Genomic DNA, 15,232 nt, shown 5'->3' with positions numbered 1-15,232 from the left:
ACGTAAAACTCTGAAGCAGAAATATTCTTGATACAAATTCAAGGTTCATTTAAAAACTCCTTTGAATACCCTAAAAAAATCAAAAAGAATATTTACTTCAAAAAGTAGAAATAGCTACGATTCTATCGATTATTTATATTTAATGCTGCTTGTCGTAGGTGTACTCCCCTAGTCCATTATCAAGAAACGAGGATCTAACCTTACGCTCTCGATAGCTTCTCTTTTTATTTCCTCTTCAGAAACGATGGTCATTTCATCGTCTGGGCACTGTTTTTTCCGCACCCAAAAAAGACGATCTGGTGCCGTGCTCAGTATAGTCCTGACGGGTTTTTCTCTTATTTTTACCCAATCAGCCTGCTTATCTTGCGCTAGTAAACACGCAGAATAGTAGTCGCTTCCCGTCCCCAAATAAGTTGGGCTGATTGCCTCCACGTCATTAAGGCAAAAAACCGCAATAGAGCCATCTTTCTGTGTGATCCCGTAAGGATGATCCCACCAGCAATCTAATTCGTGTTTTGAACGTTCATCGCTTGGCGTCTCGTAAAAATTGGGGGGTAACTTGGGGTCTAACGGAATGCGATTAGTCATAACAGATCTCTTAATCAATAAACGACCATAGTAACGTATGAGTAAGTAATTATTACCACAATAGGACTCCACCAGCCCATTGTTTTATATTAAATCATATTCCTATTCTGCGGCGAAATATTTCTCAACCGTGCACTCATCACTTTCTTTTTCCAGTATAGTCCTATGCCGTATCCCGACCTTGGTAACCGCAGTAATCGTTCGAGGTTGATTTCAGCATTAATATCTCACAAAATCGTTCAAGCTCATTTGGTTTTAACTGTGATGAATAAATGTGTACCAGTTCTTTTTCATCGTCAATAAACTGCTCAGTACCATTAGGAAAAATCAGTCTTCCAACTCCACCAATCAAAGTCTCAACCTCTGTGATGAACGGAGTTTTGTCAGACTCGAGCAAGTCGTGGGAACACAAAAAGAATATTGTGTGTTTTATCCACAAATTCTGGGGGTAATTTTATGATAATTGCATCAATAGCCTGAATTAATTGCTCTTTTTCTATTGGTTGTTTTTTAATCAATTTGTTTTTATTCCGATACTTTTATTTGAAAATCAATTGTAATGGCCCATCAGTTGATACTTTGTACCTACAATTATCTTTTCTATAGTTACCACTAAAAAATAATTTACTTAAAAACATTAGGGGAAGTATTCAGACTATTTTTTTGCAATAGTTTGAGTATCTTCATAAAATTATATGTCTGTTGTATTACAGTTTTTATTAGCTGGTATACTTACCATGTCTATACTCCTCGAATTAGGTATTAGACAACTAGAAGCCCTAACTACCTCGCCGTAGTTGGGGCTTCGCCGTTTCTGTATCTATTAGCATTCATCATATCGCTATAATTTAGCCCTTGATTGTCACTTCTTATAGGACAGTGAATATAGGCATTGATATCCGGGCGAGTTTATTCGCTAACGCACAGGCCACAATATTAGAATGCTTTCGTTCAAGTTGCAGTTTAACCCAGTCAGCCAGTTTGCCCTTTCTATGCTCAATATGCATTATGAACGTTCGGGCACATAGCACCAACAGTTGCCGGAGTGTCTTATTACCCCGTTTACTGATCCCTAATAAGGTTGTCTTTTCCCCGGTACTGTATTGGCGGGGAACCAATCCCGTCGAGGCTGCAAAATCCCGGCTGTGTGCGTATTACTTCCCATCGCCCAGTTGTGAGGAAAGCACACTCGCCGTGATGGGGCCAATGCCGGGGATCGTCATCAGCCGTTGTCCGGTATCATCCTGAGCAATCTCCTGTGACAGGGCGGTTTCAATCTCGGTGATTTGTTCAACCAAATAGTGATAATGCGCCTGTAACCGCAGTAATACCTGTACCAGATAAGGGGGAAGTTCATGTTCAACCAACACAGTGGAGAGTCGTTTTATCCCGCAATCCCTTTGGGCATACTGATGCCAAACTCAAGCAGGAAAGCCTGCATCTGGTTGGTCGTTTTGACTTTATCCCGGACCAGTGATTCCCGGACACGATGCAACGCTCGCATGGCTTGTTGGGCTTCCGTTCTGGGCTGAACAAACCGCATTGAAGGACGTGAAGCGGCTTCACAGATAGCTTCAGCATGAATAAAATCATTCTTGTTACTTTTAACGAAGGGACGCACAAACTGCGGTGAAATCAGCTTGGCCTCATGCCCCAAATCAGCGATCCGCCTTGCCATGAAATGGGCGCCAGCACAGGCTTCCATCACCACCGTTGCCGGAAAGCAATCAGCTAAGAATTCCATCAATTTAGTTCGGGTGAATTTTTTACGCAGTAAGGCTTTCCCCGATTGGTCCTGACAATGGACATGAAAGGAATGTTTGCCGAGATCGATGCCAATCAGTGCGATAGTGTTCATGATGGTACCAATGCCCAAATTGGGTTTTCAAATCATCATTCAGTACGGCTGTGCGTGTCTGAAGTAAGTAATGCGCACCTTGTTGGCTCCACTGCATCTGCTGCTTTTTCACCATCCGTTTGGCAATCACTTCATTGATCGTCGATTCAACAAATGAAGAGGAAATGGGTTCACCATATCGGTACATTTCACCGTAATTCGGGATCATCAATGCGGTTATTTTCAATATAGGTGTATACGCAATTAACTTGAAGATGCAGGAATTAAAGTCTGGAAATTATCGGTCAGCCGGGTAGCTAATTCCTGTCCTTTTTCGGGTAAGGTGGCATGAAAAAAATGATGAAGGGTTTTACGGAACGTTTTGGAATCCGGGAAATAGACATTGTTTCGTACCTGCTCATTCGCGTACTTCCATATCTGTATCGAATTTATGAGGCGTTCCCACCGGCTTCTTGTAGTTGAACCCCTGACGGTGAAGCCATTTTGTCATCCCGTCCACAGAGAAAGGCACCTGCCAGCGTGCCCAAATCCAAGCAACAATTTGTGCGGTCGTGTGCATCAAATTTTCCGTCAGATACGCGACTCACTCCGTTGTTTGCTTAGCAGACAGACGGCTTTCAGAACCGCCATTTTCAGGACCGAGCTAAGTAGTCCTTCAGATGGCGACTCACCGTACTTTCATGAATACGCAAAGCCTGAGCAATCATCTGAGCAGTCCAGCCTTCTGAGGCCAAAAGCACGGCCTTGATACGGTCGCGTACACGCCCATCACGAGTCTTATCATGCATCAATTCGAGCGCTTCTTTTTGGGCATCTGTCAGAGTAATTTTCATGGGCGCGATTTTGATCTGATAGGAATGAAAAATCAAGCATCTTCAATTACTATGGGTATAGTGTTAGCGTCCACCCTCTTTCGGAAAAATAATAAAATAGATGTTGTTAACTTGGTTAGACACTTTTTCACTATCCACAAAAAACCAAATTAATACCATTATAAATCAAAATAGTAGCAAAGAAACAGAATACTATTCCACCAGTACGATTTAGTACGAGGAAAGCTTTTCCTGTTTTCATTTTTTGCTTAACAATGTGAGCAAACATCCCATAGAGGAAATGGATCAAAAAGCATAAACAACAAAATACAGCTGAAAGAATAATGAACTGTGAGAAAAAAGGTTTTCTTGAATTAGTGAACTGGGGAAATAGCGCCATAAAAAAAACAATAGGCTTTGGGTTAAGCAATGTTATCAGATAGCCTTCTCGGAATGTTTTCCAGAATCCTGCATATCTAAGTTCCAGAGATGGGTTCTTGAAAGTTCGGGGAATTGACCGGAAAAGCTTTTGCCCCAAATAAGCCAGATAAATGCCCCCAACGAGCTGAATTACGATCAGTGAATTATTCGAACTGGTCAACAAAAGGCCAAGAGATGTTGCTGCGATAACTGATATTGTGGCCATTCCAACAGCAACCCCTATAAAGCCGGGTATAGCCCGCGAAAGACTATAATTTAGACTATTCGTAAGAGACAAAATAACGCCGGGTCCCGGACTTGCTATGGTTAGCGCTGAAATAAGCGTATAAAGGTATAAGTTGTGCATTCATTACCTGTTCTTAACAAGAATACTATTTTATTTTCTGATTATTTTCTGATTATTTTCTGATTATTTTCTGATTATTTTCTGATTATTTTCTGATTATTGAGAGAGTAATCGATAAACTTGATTGTTAAACAACGAGCTGTTGATGAGTTTTTCTCCGTCTTTTTCTGCAACAGCTAAATGAAAAAGTGTAGGGCCAGAATATCCGAAGTATTTACGTGGAATTTCCAAATCTTGGGCACGTCGGTGATCATAGGTACTTTCAGAATCAAAGAAGCGCATTACAAAGGCAGCGCGAGCATCCAGTTCTCCTTCTTCCAACATAACACTGCGATGAATAACATATTTATCAAAAATCAGTGCATCACAAGGCTGAAATGCATCCTCAACAGCAAAGTGTTCTAGTAGTGCTTTCATTGCCGAGTCGTTCAACCCTCCATCGCGCCAGTGAACAAAATCATCTATCGTCACTAGTTCATTATTATTAATCTTGTCTTGTAGCACTTGGAACACTGACGGATCATAATGCGTATACATGAAATCACCGCTAATTTTATCCTTTGGCACATAGGCCATTCCACCACGCTGATTATTAGGATCAATAGGTACTAGAGGAGACCAAATAGTACAGCCATAGTCAGTGGCTTTTTGGTATCCAAAACTCTGTGTTCCTATATGCCATGGAAAACCTTTATCTTTCAGCTTATGCAGTTCAAAGGATAATGCCTGAGCAAAAAACATTGTACGCCCAGTAAGTTTTTTCATGATATTGTGAAAATGAGGGTCTTTCAATAATTCAATAAGTTGATGATCACCATCGTACATATCGAAAGCTAACCGATTGAATCCTGATTGATATTTATCAGTAGGTGTGCTGATTAAGTTACCAATAGTTTTGTATATATATTCAATGAAATTATCAGAATAAAATTGCTTTAAATGCAAAAAACCAGTTTTTCTAAAGCTGTTAATATCATCATATGTGAGAGTGAAAGATGGGTTTATCATTATTTCCTCTTGAATTTTTAAAATAACTATAAACTATTTTTATAGGATTCACTCGAATAATGAACACTATATATTCCATAAACTTAAAATTTAAGTTGGAAAAACAAATAATTTAATATCTCTTTATGACGTAGATAGATATTCAATAATATTGAAAACATTAAAGCGCGATAAGTATAAATATGGCTAAATAAATATTATTTAAACCGAGAACTACTTTTATTGACAAAGATAACGTTGATGACCGGACTTAGATCGTCCATTACGATAGATATCTTTAATGGTACAATATGATAGGGAAGTTACATCAATATTTACCATCTGAATATTCTTCAAATAAGAATACTATACACAATTCAATAAATTTATTTCATGACTCATTTTTGTTATTCATAATCATCGTGGGATTTTTATCGAACACCGGATATTCAGCTATCTATTGAAAGATTTTATTTTATATCTGTAATTATATTTAATTGAAATTATTTTTAATAAAAATATCTAGTTTCTGCTGACGTTCTGATGTTTCCGTTCAAAACGGAAAACCGTATTTTAGACGCTTCGGCCACCCTTGCCCACGGAGTATAATGTTGTCATGTTTCAATGAATACAATAATCCATTCTGCAATATGGCAGGGTTTAGGGCAAAACATACAAGGAACTATGATGACTAAAGAAATAGACAAAGAAATCAGTAAGCATAATTTATCAGCGTTTGGCTGGAAAATAGGTAATTTCAATCACTCAACACCCTTCACTTCTAATTTCATCTACATCCGTGATTTTCGCTATAAGCATATGCAGCTTTTCACTGTGTCCCAAAAAGATTTTAATGAACTAAAGCAAGAAAAACACATACCCATTTATGAATGCGTAAACTTTATTACTCAGATCATGAAAAAGCTAAGCAAGAAGAAAAATCTTAATGCTATGGAAAACAAAACAATTGCTCCTATTCTTGTTCACTACATCAAAAACTCAGGTTGTTTCGCTCAGTGGCGTTCTCAATCATCATTTGATGAAAGACTGCATATGGTAATAAACATCTACTATGAGCGTAAAGATAACGTAGCACGACTTCGCCCATTCATTTGTAGGCCTGATGATCTTATGCTTACTGCTGCTGATTTTTTGGAATACACATCTAATATTAAAATTAAAGATGAAATTAATCATCCTGAGTGGTTTAGTTAATAACTCATTGAAATAAATAATCAAATTTTTTCAATATAAATACGTAGTTATAATTACCTTTATTATTGTGGTAATGTACATATATTTATTTTTCTATATGACAGATTAAAACCACCGTCTTTAGACGATGACTTTGACTTTAATGTTTTGACCTATGCGCGTTTACGAGGTGCGTGGTTCGACGACTTTCAGTCGTCGGCACCAAAGTGCGCTAACCCACTTACTTCAGTAAGTGGTAGTTAAATTTCAATTACTGTATATAGCTTGATATTAACATGGTAGATGAATTCTAAGTGAAATTCGCCTTCATAGAAGGCGGATTCTACTTATTCGTTGACAATAAACCTCTTGGCTACCTTAAGCTAACAGTCGAAGGAAAAAGATGGTTTTAGCGATCTGGTTGTGGAAATTTTCTAGGGTACTTAAATTCAGTATTTATGTTGAGTTCATTGTTAATTTCAAGGTTATTTGCAATAGCTAAAAGAAATTCATCTTGTGATTTTATCCAGTTTATCACCCACGGATTTTTTTCTATTAAATTTGGGTATTCTCTGTAAATCAGTTCTAATAGCTCTCTGTTTTCATCAATGCGTTTATATATCCCACAATTATTATTGGTGACAATATTTTTTATTTCTGTTAGTTTTTTTTGATTTTTATCAAAAAACATATTTTGACCTCCATTAATAAATTAAAAGTATATAGACTTTAAAACCTATTTAATTTTCATGATGATCGTTTTTTATTCACCAATCAAATTTTTAAACGCCTTTTCTTTATTATATCATTTTATATTTATATCTCTAAATACTCATTGTAGGAATGGGAGGAAGAACACCAAATTTTGGTATAGGGAAATTTTTGAATATAATTGATGCAACATAGAACCAGTCAAAGTCAAAAGGTATGTTGATTGCTGCACCAAGATTAAATTTTGTTGCCTACGCAAGAATGGACATTTCCCAACCATTAATATCAGCAATCTCCGGGATATACACGATGTTGTGCCTAAACTACGAGAATAGCGTTATCACTGTCTTATGTGTTCAGAAAAAGTGTTTTGTCGGGAATGTCCACCTAATATGGATATCAGCACTATACAATATCTCCAACACTGGCAATAGATTGAAACGAAAAACCATCAGACATCTCCCAATAAAAGTGAACCTATGTTCCTCAAGGTGTACTACTGTCAAAAGCTTACGGATAGTTTCGGTTTGGATATCTATTACTGGACTATAATCAAGGTCGGAATCGTTGTTTGGCAAAATCTCTTAGTGCCTGATGAAGCATCTTTGTTTAATTTAGTGAAACTAGCTCATTAACCAATTAAAAAATTTCTCATTTCCTGTTGGTGAAGTTCGTTTATATATAAAGTATATATACAGTATGCTTTTAATGTGGTTTTCTTGTTTCACATTATGCATAAAGCCGAGTGGGTTTTTTATGGACGATATAGAAAGACAATAACGTATGTCTAAATGCCATATGGACACCGACTCAATTCAGGTAAGTGCCCACATAGGTATTTAGTCAATAAGAAGTCACGCAAAAAATTCACAACCCCGGTGCTTTCCACAACGAAGTTGTCAGGCCATCATCTACCAGATTCAATTGACTATTATATACAGCCTGCCAGTTCTTTTTCGTTTTCTGGTAAACCTCTTGGTGATTTAAGTTCGGCTGATATTCTCGTTCCCAGCGTACTAGCTTCTCTCCCGTTTCTGACAGAGTGTCATACAATGAAACCCCGACACCAGCTGCAATAGCACAGCCTAATGCTGTAGCTTCTTTGACAACGGGAACACGTACTGGTAATCCTGTGACATCAGAGAGAATCTGGCTCCATAGTTTACCCTTTGAACCTCCGCCAGCAAAAACCAGCGAGTCTAGCTGAATACCAGAAAATGTCGCAACCATATCAAGGTTACAGGCGGAGACAATAGCTGCGTTTTCTTCCAATGCCCTGAATAATGTTGCTTTATTGCACTTTTCTGGATCAATAGACAGGTTGAGGAAAGAAGGTGCTGCGTGATACCAAGATTTAAAGCGCATAACATCAGAAAAAATCGGCATAACGCCATGTGACCCGGCAGGAACTCGTGCGGCCATTTCTTCCAGCAGACTGTAGGTATCTATTCCTAGCCGCTCTGCCATCAATTTTTCTTCTGCGCAGAAAGCATCACGGAACCAACGCATTGTCAGGCCAGTGAAGAAGCTGATGGATTCTGCCTGTGCCATACCGGGAATGACGTGAGGGTTAATGCGGATATTCATGTTGGGATCTGTCATCGGTTCTGGCAGGTTAACAACCTGCTGCCAAAATGTGCCGCCAAGGACTGCGGTTTGAGCAGGTCTGACAACACCAATACCAAGACAACCAAGTTGGACATCACCTCCGCCCATAATAACCGGTGTACCGCTATTCAAACCACACTCTACCGCTGCTTTATTCGTTATATATCCAAGTAAGGAGCCAGTTTCTCTAACAGGAGGGAGGATATCAGAACGCAATCCGGCCATTTCCAGTAGATTTGGGTGCCAGTCACGACTAGCTAAATCCAACATACCCGTTGTTCCTGCATTAGACGGTTCAACAGACAGTTCACCGCTCAACATATAAGCTAGCCAATCACTTATCATGGTGAGTGTACTGATCTGACGATAGATGTCGGGGCGGTGGTGAGCAAGCCATAACAGGCGGGGCATTGCACCCAACGCTAATGTCTGACCGGAATAACAATAAACATCATACTCAAATGTATTATTATACAGTTCCTTCAGCTGATTGACTTCATAACTGGAGCGGGCATCCACATTGGCACAGGCCCAGATAGGATCACCGTTACTATTGTAAAGAACTATCCCCTCTCGCATGGAACAAGCAGCAATACTTTGAATTGCGCTGGCGGGTAGTTCAGCCTTTTGTAGTGCCTGCCGGATACATTGGCAGGTCATTTGCCAGTTTGTTTGCAAATCAAATTCCATTGAACCTGCGACATTGGGTACAGACTGGTGAACCCATTCTGCCTGCCCGACAGAGATTTGATTACCTGCCAGATCAAATATAACTGCACGAATACTGCCTGTTCCTGCATCAAGCGCCATCAGATACTTCCCTGATGAGTGAGCATGGGTGCGTTGCTTCATGATGCTACTCCTTGTCTATCGTTATTTTGTTAACAAATGGATTGTTGATCAATGGGTACGATATGACATAGGGGTATATTGTTAATATTTAATACTTTATCACAATAATGTGATCGACATTGTGCAAATATTACATTCTATGAATTAGGTGTTCTAATAAAATATATTGAAATAAATATTCATATCAGTTATGAAGCCAGAATAAAAATCAGAGACCGAATTCAGATGCAACAGTAGAAAATCATAGAGAGATTGCTAATAAGTTTAGTTTTTTTAGAGTTCACAGAAGGATTGTTTGTTATCAGAACGAATTGGCGAAATGATAAAAAAGCCCGGATAACCGGGCAACAGGTGATACTTTGACTTATTGTCAACCAAGATATGTTATGTTTATTTGTCAATAATAACGTGTTAGATGGGCCAATGACAACATATTTTAGTATTATTACTGTATTAACGTAATCTAACCGCAAAGTAGTATTCCTGTATTTAGAATAGCAATAGCCAACATTGTTCGAAATTTGTTCATTTTTATTGCGATATTAAGTTACATTATCCTTCATATAACAATATCGTTTTCTCTAAGCAATTGCGTAATATTACCAAAATAAAAGAACTAAATTTAATTGTATTTTTCTCTAATCTATTACTGTGGATTGAGTATATTTACATATATTTAGCAACCTGAATGCTGTTAATATCTACTTTTCGACGCATAATACCATAGATTTTTATTTTTCTTGTTATTCTCATTGGCTCAAGTTTTCGAACAAAAAATAACCGCATATAGATAACAGTGCAAACACTACAAAATTCAGTATCAGATTAACCAAACTTTTTAATTTTACGGATCTGGTTAGTTCTGGAGACTGGTCATAATACTGAGCATTTTTATGCGCAACTTCTAGAAAATTCATTGAGCGATATGTCATGAATGAATTGAACACGTTTCGCAACAAAATCAGATAGAAAACGACTATGCCAACGATAAAGTAGTTTTTATACTGTATTAATATATCAATTGCTGATACAACCTGATCATCTAACATTTTTATCCCCATTATCTCATGTGATTATTGACGATAACTATACCAAATCACAGCTACCATCAATGTGGTATTTTTGATTTGCAAGCTATAAGCACGTTTTTGTACATAGGGTTATTAACTGGTACTGAATCGTATATGTAATCGAACAAATATAATTCGTTATCATAGTAAATCAAATGGTATCGCTCTGTTTTACCATCATATGTGACACTGAACCTGTAGAAAATATCTCCAGTGTTTTTGCTGCGTTTACAGCCTTTGTATGTGGCATTAACCGCAATTGTCTCTGATTTCGATGGTATGATGGTTTCACCCCATGTAGGCTCACTTTGTTGAATCTGCTGCCCATAATAGGTTTCTACCAGTTCTTGTGTCTCCTGTATAAATGGCTGGACGTATTTGGCAGGAAAGTTGGGCCAGAACAGCCATGAAGAAAAACTATTTTTAGCGCTCAGAACAGCCCGGATATTATCAGGCTCGACAATACCTTGAATGCTTGTAATGGATTTGTATATCCCGGCAAGATCAAATCTTGCTATGAAGGTGTTTGTATCTAGTGGGAACGACTCAACCATCTTTATAATTCTACCTGAACCGTAAAATATGACACCTACTCTAAACCCTTTCTTTGATATCCAGCTCAGATCAACCGGCTGCTCAAGCAAAACATCATCACTGGAGAAATTACTGCTTTCCCTAGCATTAATTTTAGGCGGAGTGTAGTCATTCCTGTTTACGAATAGATCCTCCCCTGCCATCAACATTCCTATGGCAGTATCAAGGACGACTTTCAGATTTTTATCATCAATATCGCTTTCGGTATATCCCACTGAAAAATCCCTCCTGAGTCAGATTAACCTCAAGTTAATGGATATGTAATTTCATTAAAATTTTTTTACACGACAAATTTTAGGGTAAAAATATTACAGTTTTGTCATAATCAGAAATGAATTTTTAAGCTTAATATTTTTATCGAATATACCCTTCTCAGAACTGAAATTCCTAACTACTGTATCCTGCTATCAGTATCCTCGTACCCTCTTATAATTGAGCATTGAATACGAGTTGTAAAGGTCGCAATTATCCATAAACCCATGTAAAAAACAGACAGTATAGCTAGACCACTAATAAGTGGTTTAGCAAGTGGAAGTAACAAACCCTCTTGAGGGCAACTGGTTGTGGATAATTGTAAAAAACCACCCGCTATGCGGGTGGCTCAAACTATGAACTAATGGTTATATAAATTAGATATTTTGGGGAATTTTTCAGGGAATACCACACGATTTAAAAATGGGATTATTTCATCTTTATTTATTTTATTATTATCTAACAGGTAAAAAGTTAACTCTTCATGCACATCTTTATTCAAAGAGAAAAAATCATCTAAAATTAGATTTAATTGACTTTTTAGTTCATTTAAAGCAGATATATTGCTGTCCAATTCCAATTTTGTACTAGGATTACAATAAAAAACACCATTGTTATGATTTTGTAGATAAATTTTAGCAATAAACATCCATTTGTTCATATCATCTGCTCCTCCTAATGATTCTTTGTTTAAATGAACTAGCTCTCCTTTTTTTCCTGCCAATAAAACAAGCATACGCCACTCACTGAAGTTTTTATCCATTATAAGGTTATTATCTTCAATACCAGTAACATAACCTAGTGAATGCGTGTTATCTTGCTGTTGTTTTATTATGATATGGAAATTTTCTGGCAAAAAATCAAGTGAAGCATATATAAGTGCGTGACCAGCCTCATGTGCAGAAATATATTTTTTATCTTGCTCAGTAATTTTTTTTGGTCTAAAGAAATCTCCAATTTTTGGAATTTTGGTAAATGGTGATTCCATAGATGATAAGTGATTTGGTTCTTTAACACAAACTTTATAAATATAATAACTTAGAGAAATAGCAACCAAATAAGATAACGTTTCTTTATAATTATCTATGGCACTATCCGCCATTATACCTATGAGAGAAAGAAATATATAATAATTACAAATCCCATAAAAAATAGGATTTGCCTTACTAAATATTAATGATACCCCCCCCTTATAAAATATATTTAATATACTTAACACAATAGCAATCTGACCTGAAAAATGAAACAAATCATAAACCATCTTACCTAATTCATTTTTTGGTATTTCTCCATTGTTTACTAAAGCAAAAGTAACAATAAGTAATAAAAAATCTTTCAGCCTAATCAAATAGATAATAGGAAGTGTTTTTTTATAAACCCAAATAATATATTTCATTTCAAATTTATCCAAATCGATTACAGTTTGTTTTTTTACTTGACATCAAGAAAAAACCACATAAAAAATTTCGGACCTTCCAAGGTAGTGTAGGGAAAAAAGCCACTACTGAAGTGGCCCTGTTTTTAACACTATAGCTTGTATTGCTCACTGGCATAGTTTGCCCGTTGTACGCTGCCACTGACCATTTGATCGCAGGACTGTTTGCGTAGTTCTGGACTGGCACTTACCTCGTCGAACTGGCGCATCAGTTGGGCGGCAGGATCTTCATTTTCAATACGATATTCCAACACCTTAATCATCATTTTTGCCTTATCACTGTCGTTAGTGACTTTCGTGAAGGCTTCTTCTGCGGTATTTCTGGTCTGATGATATTGATCGTTGCCTCCCTCTAACGTTGTCCGGCAGGCATAAGTTGCGACGATTGCAGAGGTATGGGCCTTGATAACCGGATGCGTATCTTCTTTCGTAAGAGGCTCAGCACGGGTTATAGCAGATATGGATAACAGCATTAAGACTCCAGTTAATCGAATTATTTTCATTTATTATTCCTCAAAAAGTCGCCATGAAAACTACCACATCTAAATAAACACTTTTCAGGTATGTAGATTTGTTCAGCGAGTACATAGGAGAATACTGATAAAAAGACCAGTGGGATCGCAGACAGGAAGATAATTGACTCATGTTTAAGCGCACCAAATGACCAGAGAATCATCAAAACTATAGAGAAAAGCACCGATTACTACACCAACAAACAGGATAATAATGAAAATAGTAAAAATCTCGATACTAAATATGTTGAATATCACCGGAAATATATCCATAAAACTTACATATTCTAGTTGGAAAGGTTGCGGTGATAACCCTACTGATGGATTGTTCATCACCGATTGCCCCTCAGCTGCATTTGCTAAGGGGATGTAGATACGGATTGACCAAAGGATAAAGAGCAGCAGCACAGTAGCAGCGATACCCATCAGGCTATTGATGATGGTATTACGGATCTCTTTGCTTAGGGGCTTACCAGAATGGTATCGGGCCAGCAGACATACAAAGTAGATAGTGAATATCGCCGGTTGAGCGATGAAATATCCTACTCTGTATTGTTACCTGCCCCATATCCCCCCACCAAACACAACGGCCACCACTAGCATTATCAATCTACGTGGATAACTTTGCATAGCCCCTCTTAGGCCGACTTTTTAAATTTTAGTGTTTCCGGTGTGACAAATGAACCGTTTTCCCTGTGTATTGACCAACCCAAGGGTGGTCAGTTGATGAATGACTCGTTTTACTTCCTTATTGCTAATAACACTTTCACCTGCGCTTGTTGTCCGAACTAGCCTTTCTAGCGCGGTGCGATCTTTAAGAGCGTGTTCTGGCATTACTTTGAGCACACGGATGATACGTTTAATATGTTTTTCACGTTTATTTATACGCTTTTTGACGGAAAATTGTGAAGAGTGTGATTTGCATCTTTCAGAGACGCACTGACGCTTAATTTTGGTGCCATTGCGATTAAGGTAGTCAATAACAGGATCGTACCCCTTATCATTCGATATAATGACAAAGGTCGCACTAGGGTCACGTTCAGTAATTTTTCCGACGAATAACACGATATGAAAATCCAAAGCGTTTGCGCCTGTTCCGTTAATTTTTACGTATTCAGCGCGTGAACCCAGAGGTTGTAAGATTGAAGCAAGGTTGAAATTCACGCGAACCTGCTGATGTCCTAAAAAGATGATGAAGTATGTTTCAGGTTGTTTAGTGAAACTATTAATCGATGGTTGAACATTCTCATAGTCAACCATAACATAGATACGGCTCCGACTCAGACTGTTGTTGCTCATAATCCCCCCCATTGATGGCAACTATTTCGTGCGATACTTATCAAACTGAACAACGGTACTCCCCCCAGAGTGATCCGTTTTATCTTTATTCTTTTTGTCTAAAGGACGGAAAGCATAAATTTTGAAGCCCATGAACATCAGTGATACACCACTACCACCGACTTCTGAGCAGTTCCCGCCCTCCGACTCATACACGCGCATACATCGTTCGATTTCATTAAATTTACGCCGTACACTACCCATTAATTTTCGGTCATTACGAACCATACTTAGTTCTTTGTTACTTACCGTAAAACGATAAACAAGCAATTCTAGCCATAAACGAAACTTTCCCATAAATACAACTCCGTTAATCTAGTTTCATTCATTATCTCATGTAAAAACTGAGGCCGAAGCTAGATAACAATCGCGTTAAGGACAATTGTCCGGATTTTCTCGCAAAATAAATGATAAAATTCATAGCGATCTTCTCCACTAACAATGTCATCGGTTACAGGTACTGCCCATAAAATATATTTAATTTCTCGCTTATAAGCACACTGTTAATATCCGGGGACGTATCATGCATCGGTTCAAGGAGTTGTTTTTGAGCTTATGGAAAATGAATGTTCATAATAGTTATGATGAGTTAATTTTATTTTTTCATATTAAAGGTTAAATCTATGGTTCCTCT

At 37.7% G+C, this 15,232-nt stretch carries 13 protein-coding genes and 3 pseudogenes; 1 reads left to right on the top strand and 15 read right to left on the bottom strand.

The genetic code is table 11. The features are described from left to right. Nucleotides 1–168 precede the first annotated feature (168 nt). From AACS92_RS12375 to AACS92_RS21925, 7 genes and pseudogenes are all read right to left on the bottom strand, one after another. Nucleotides 169–588: a DNA-binding protein gene (locus AACS92_RS12375; protein WP_099108656.1), complete on the bottom strand. Its 420-nt coding sequence runs from the start codon at nt 586–588 to the stop codon at nt 169–171. An 869-nt stretch (nt 589–1,457) separates the two neighbouring features. Beyond that, nucleotides 1,458–2,446, bottom strand: a pseudogene (locus AACS92_RS12370) (IS110 family transposase). Beyond that, a pseudogene (locus AACS92_RS21930) lies at nt 2,355–2,685 on the bottom strand (hypothetical protein); the annotation flags it as partial. The pseudogenes AACS92_RS12370 and AACS92_RS21930, both read right to left, overlap by 92 nt. A gap of 182 nt (nt 2,686–2,867) precedes the next feature. Further along, nucleotides 2,868–3,279, bottom strand: a pseudogene (locus AACS92_RS12360) (helix-turn-helix domain-containing protein); the annotation flags it as partial. A 130-nt stretch (nt 3,280–3,409) separates the two neighbouring features. Next, nucleotides 3,410–4,045, bottom strand: coding sequence for a LysE family translocator (locus AACS92_RS12355; RefSeq protein ID WP_099108655.1), 636 nt, complete (start codon nt 4,043–4,045; stop codon nt 3,410–3,412). A 96-nt stretch (nt 4,046–4,141) separates the two neighbouring features. Next, nucleotides 4,142–5,053, bottom strand: coding sequence for a hypothetical protein (locus AACS92_RS12350; protein ID WP_099108654.1), 912 nt, complete (start codon nt 5,051–5,053; stop codon nt 4,142–4,144). Between the two features lie 219 nt (nt 5,054–5,272). Continuing rightward, nucleotides 5,273–5,374, bottom strand: coding sequence for an IS1 family transposase (locus tag AACS92_RS21925; RefSeq protein ID WP_099108653.1), 102 nt, complete (start codon nt 5,372–5,374; stop codon nt 5,273–5,275). A gap of 342 nt (nt 5,375–5,716) precedes the next feature. On the opposite strand from AACS92_RS21925, the gene AACS92_RS12345 reads away from it, so the two are divergent. Next, on the top strand, nt 5,717–6,247 hold the full coding sequence (locus AACS92_RS12345) for a hypothetical protein (RefSeq protein ID WP_153044740.1): 531 nt from the start codon (nt 5,717–5,719) through the stop codon (nt 6,245–6,247). A gap of 388 nt (nt 6,248–6,635) precedes the next feature. Here the strand turns inward: AACS92_RS12345 and AACS92_RS12340 are convergent, their stop codons facing one another. From AACS92_RS12340 to AACS92_RS12305, 8 genes are all read right to left on the bottom strand, one after another. Continuing rightward, nucleotides 6,636–6,917 (bottom strand): hypothetical protein, encoded by a 282-nt coding sequence (locus AACS92_RS12340; RefSeq protein WP_099108651.1) that lies wholly within the window; start codon nt 6,915–6,917, stop codon nt 6,636–6,638. 887 nt (nt 6,918–7,804) lie between these two features. Then, nucleotides 7,805–9,397 carry an autoinducer-2 kinase gene (gene lsrK / locus AACS92_RS12335; RefSeq protein ID WP_193756855.1) on the bottom strand — a complete coding sequence of 531 codons (1,593 nt, stop codon included), beginning with the start codon at nt 9,395–9,397 and terminating at the stop codon, nt 7,805–7,807. 1,108 nt (nt 9,398–10,505) lie between these two features. Beyond that, nucleotides 10,506–11,276 carry a hypothetical protein gene (locus AACS92_RS12330; protein ID WP_099108649.1) on the bottom strand — a complete coding sequence of 257 codons (771 nt, stop codon included), beginning with the start codon at nt 11,274–11,276 and terminating at the stop codon, nt 10,506–10,508. A gap of 398 nt (nt 11,277–11,674) precedes the next feature. Next, nucleotides 11,675–12,709 (bottom strand): hypothetical protein, encoded by a 1,035-nt coding sequence (locus tag AACS92_RS12325; protein WP_099108648.1) that lies wholly within the window; start codon nt 12,707–12,709, stop codon nt 11,675–11,677. A gap of 131 nt (nt 12,710–12,840) precedes the next feature. Continuing rightward, nucleotides 12,841–13,251: a hypothetical protein gene (locus AACS92_RS12320; protein WP_153044739.1), complete on the bottom strand. Its 411-nt coding sequence runs from the start codon at nt 13,249–13,251 to the stop codon at nt 12,841–12,843. 144 nt (nt 13,252–13,395) lie between these two features. Further along, entirely contained in the window at nt 13,396–13,686 is a 291-nt protein-coding gene (locus tag AACS92_RS12315; protein ID WP_099108646.1) for a hypothetical protein, read from the bottom strand. Nucleotides 13,687–13,911: 225 nt separating this feature from the next. Next, entirely contained in the window at nt 13,912–14,559 is a 648-nt protein-coding gene (locus AACS92_RS12310; protein ID WP_099108645.1) for a PIN domain-containing protein, read from the bottom strand. A 21-nt stretch (nt 14,560–14,580) separates the two neighbouring features. Then, nucleotides 14,581–14,895, bottom strand: coding sequence for a hypothetical protein (locus AACS92_RS12305; RefSeq protein WP_099108644.1), 315 nt, complete (start codon nt 14,893–14,895; stop codon nt 14,581–14,583). Between the last annotated feature and the right edge of the window lie 337 nt (nt 14,896–15,232).

Origin of the sequence: Xenorhabdus sp. KJ12.1, assembly GCF_963876495.1 — a bacterium.
GTDB lineage: Bacteria > Pseudomonadota > Gammaproteobacteria > Enterobacterales > Enterobacteriaceae > Xenorhabdus > Xenorhabdus stockiae.
This window is presented reverse-complemented; position numbering and strand designations above follow the sequence as displayed.

What these genes read in the sequence shown, in the direction of transcription:
- AACS92_RS12320 (WP_153044739.1), bottom strand. Translation starts at nt 13,251, where the DNA reads ATGAAAATAATTCGATTAACTGGAGTCTTAATGCTGTTATCCATATCT.
- AACS92_RS12340 (WP_099108651.1), bottom strand. Translation starts at nt 6,917, where the DNA reads ATGTTTTTTGATAAAAATCAAAAAAAACTAACAGAAATAAAAAATATT.
- AACS92_RS12375 (WP_099108656.1), bottom strand. Translation starts at nt 588, where the DNA reads ATGACTAATCGCATTCCGTTAGACCCCAAGTTACCCCCCAATTTTTAC.
- AACS92_RS12310 (WP_099108645.1), bottom strand. Translation starts at nt 14,559, where the DNA reads ATGAGCAACAACAGTCTGAGTCGGAGCCGTATCTATGTTATGGTTGAC.
- AACS92_RS12305 (WP_099108644.1), bottom strand. Translation starts at nt 14,895, where the DNA reads ATGGGAAAGTTTCGTTTATGGCTAGAATTGCTTGTTTATCGTTTTACG.
- AACS92_RS12345 (WP_153044740.1), top strand. Translation starts at nt 5,717, where the DNA reads ATGATGACTAAAGAAATAGACAAAGAAATCAGTAAGCATAATTTATCA.
- AACS92_RS12355 (WP_099108655.1), bottom strand. Translation starts at nt 4,045, where the DNA reads ATGCACAACTTATACCTTTATACGCTTATTTCAGCGCTAACCATAGCA.
- lsrK (WP_193756855.1), bottom strand. Translation starts at nt 9,397, where the DNA reads ATGAAGCAACGCACCCATGCTCACTCATCAGGGAAGTATCTGATGGCG.
- AACS92_RS12315 (WP_099108646.1), bottom strand. Translation starts at nt 13,686, where the DNA reads ATGGGTATCGCTGCTACTGTGCTGCTGCTCTTTATCCTTTGGTCAATC.
- AACS92_RS12325 (WP_099108648.1), bottom strand. Translation starts at nt 12,709, where the DNA reads ATGAAATATATTATTTGGGTTTATAAAAAAACACTTCCTATTATCTAT.
- AACS92_RS12350 (WP_099108654.1), bottom strand. Translation starts at nt 5,053, where the DNA reads ATGATAAACCCATCTTTCACTCTCACATATGATGATATTAACAGCTTT.
- AACS92_RS21925 (WP_099108653.1), bottom strand. Translation starts at nt 5,374, where the DNA reads ATGGTAAATATTGATGTAACTTCCCTATCATATTGTACCATTAAAGAT.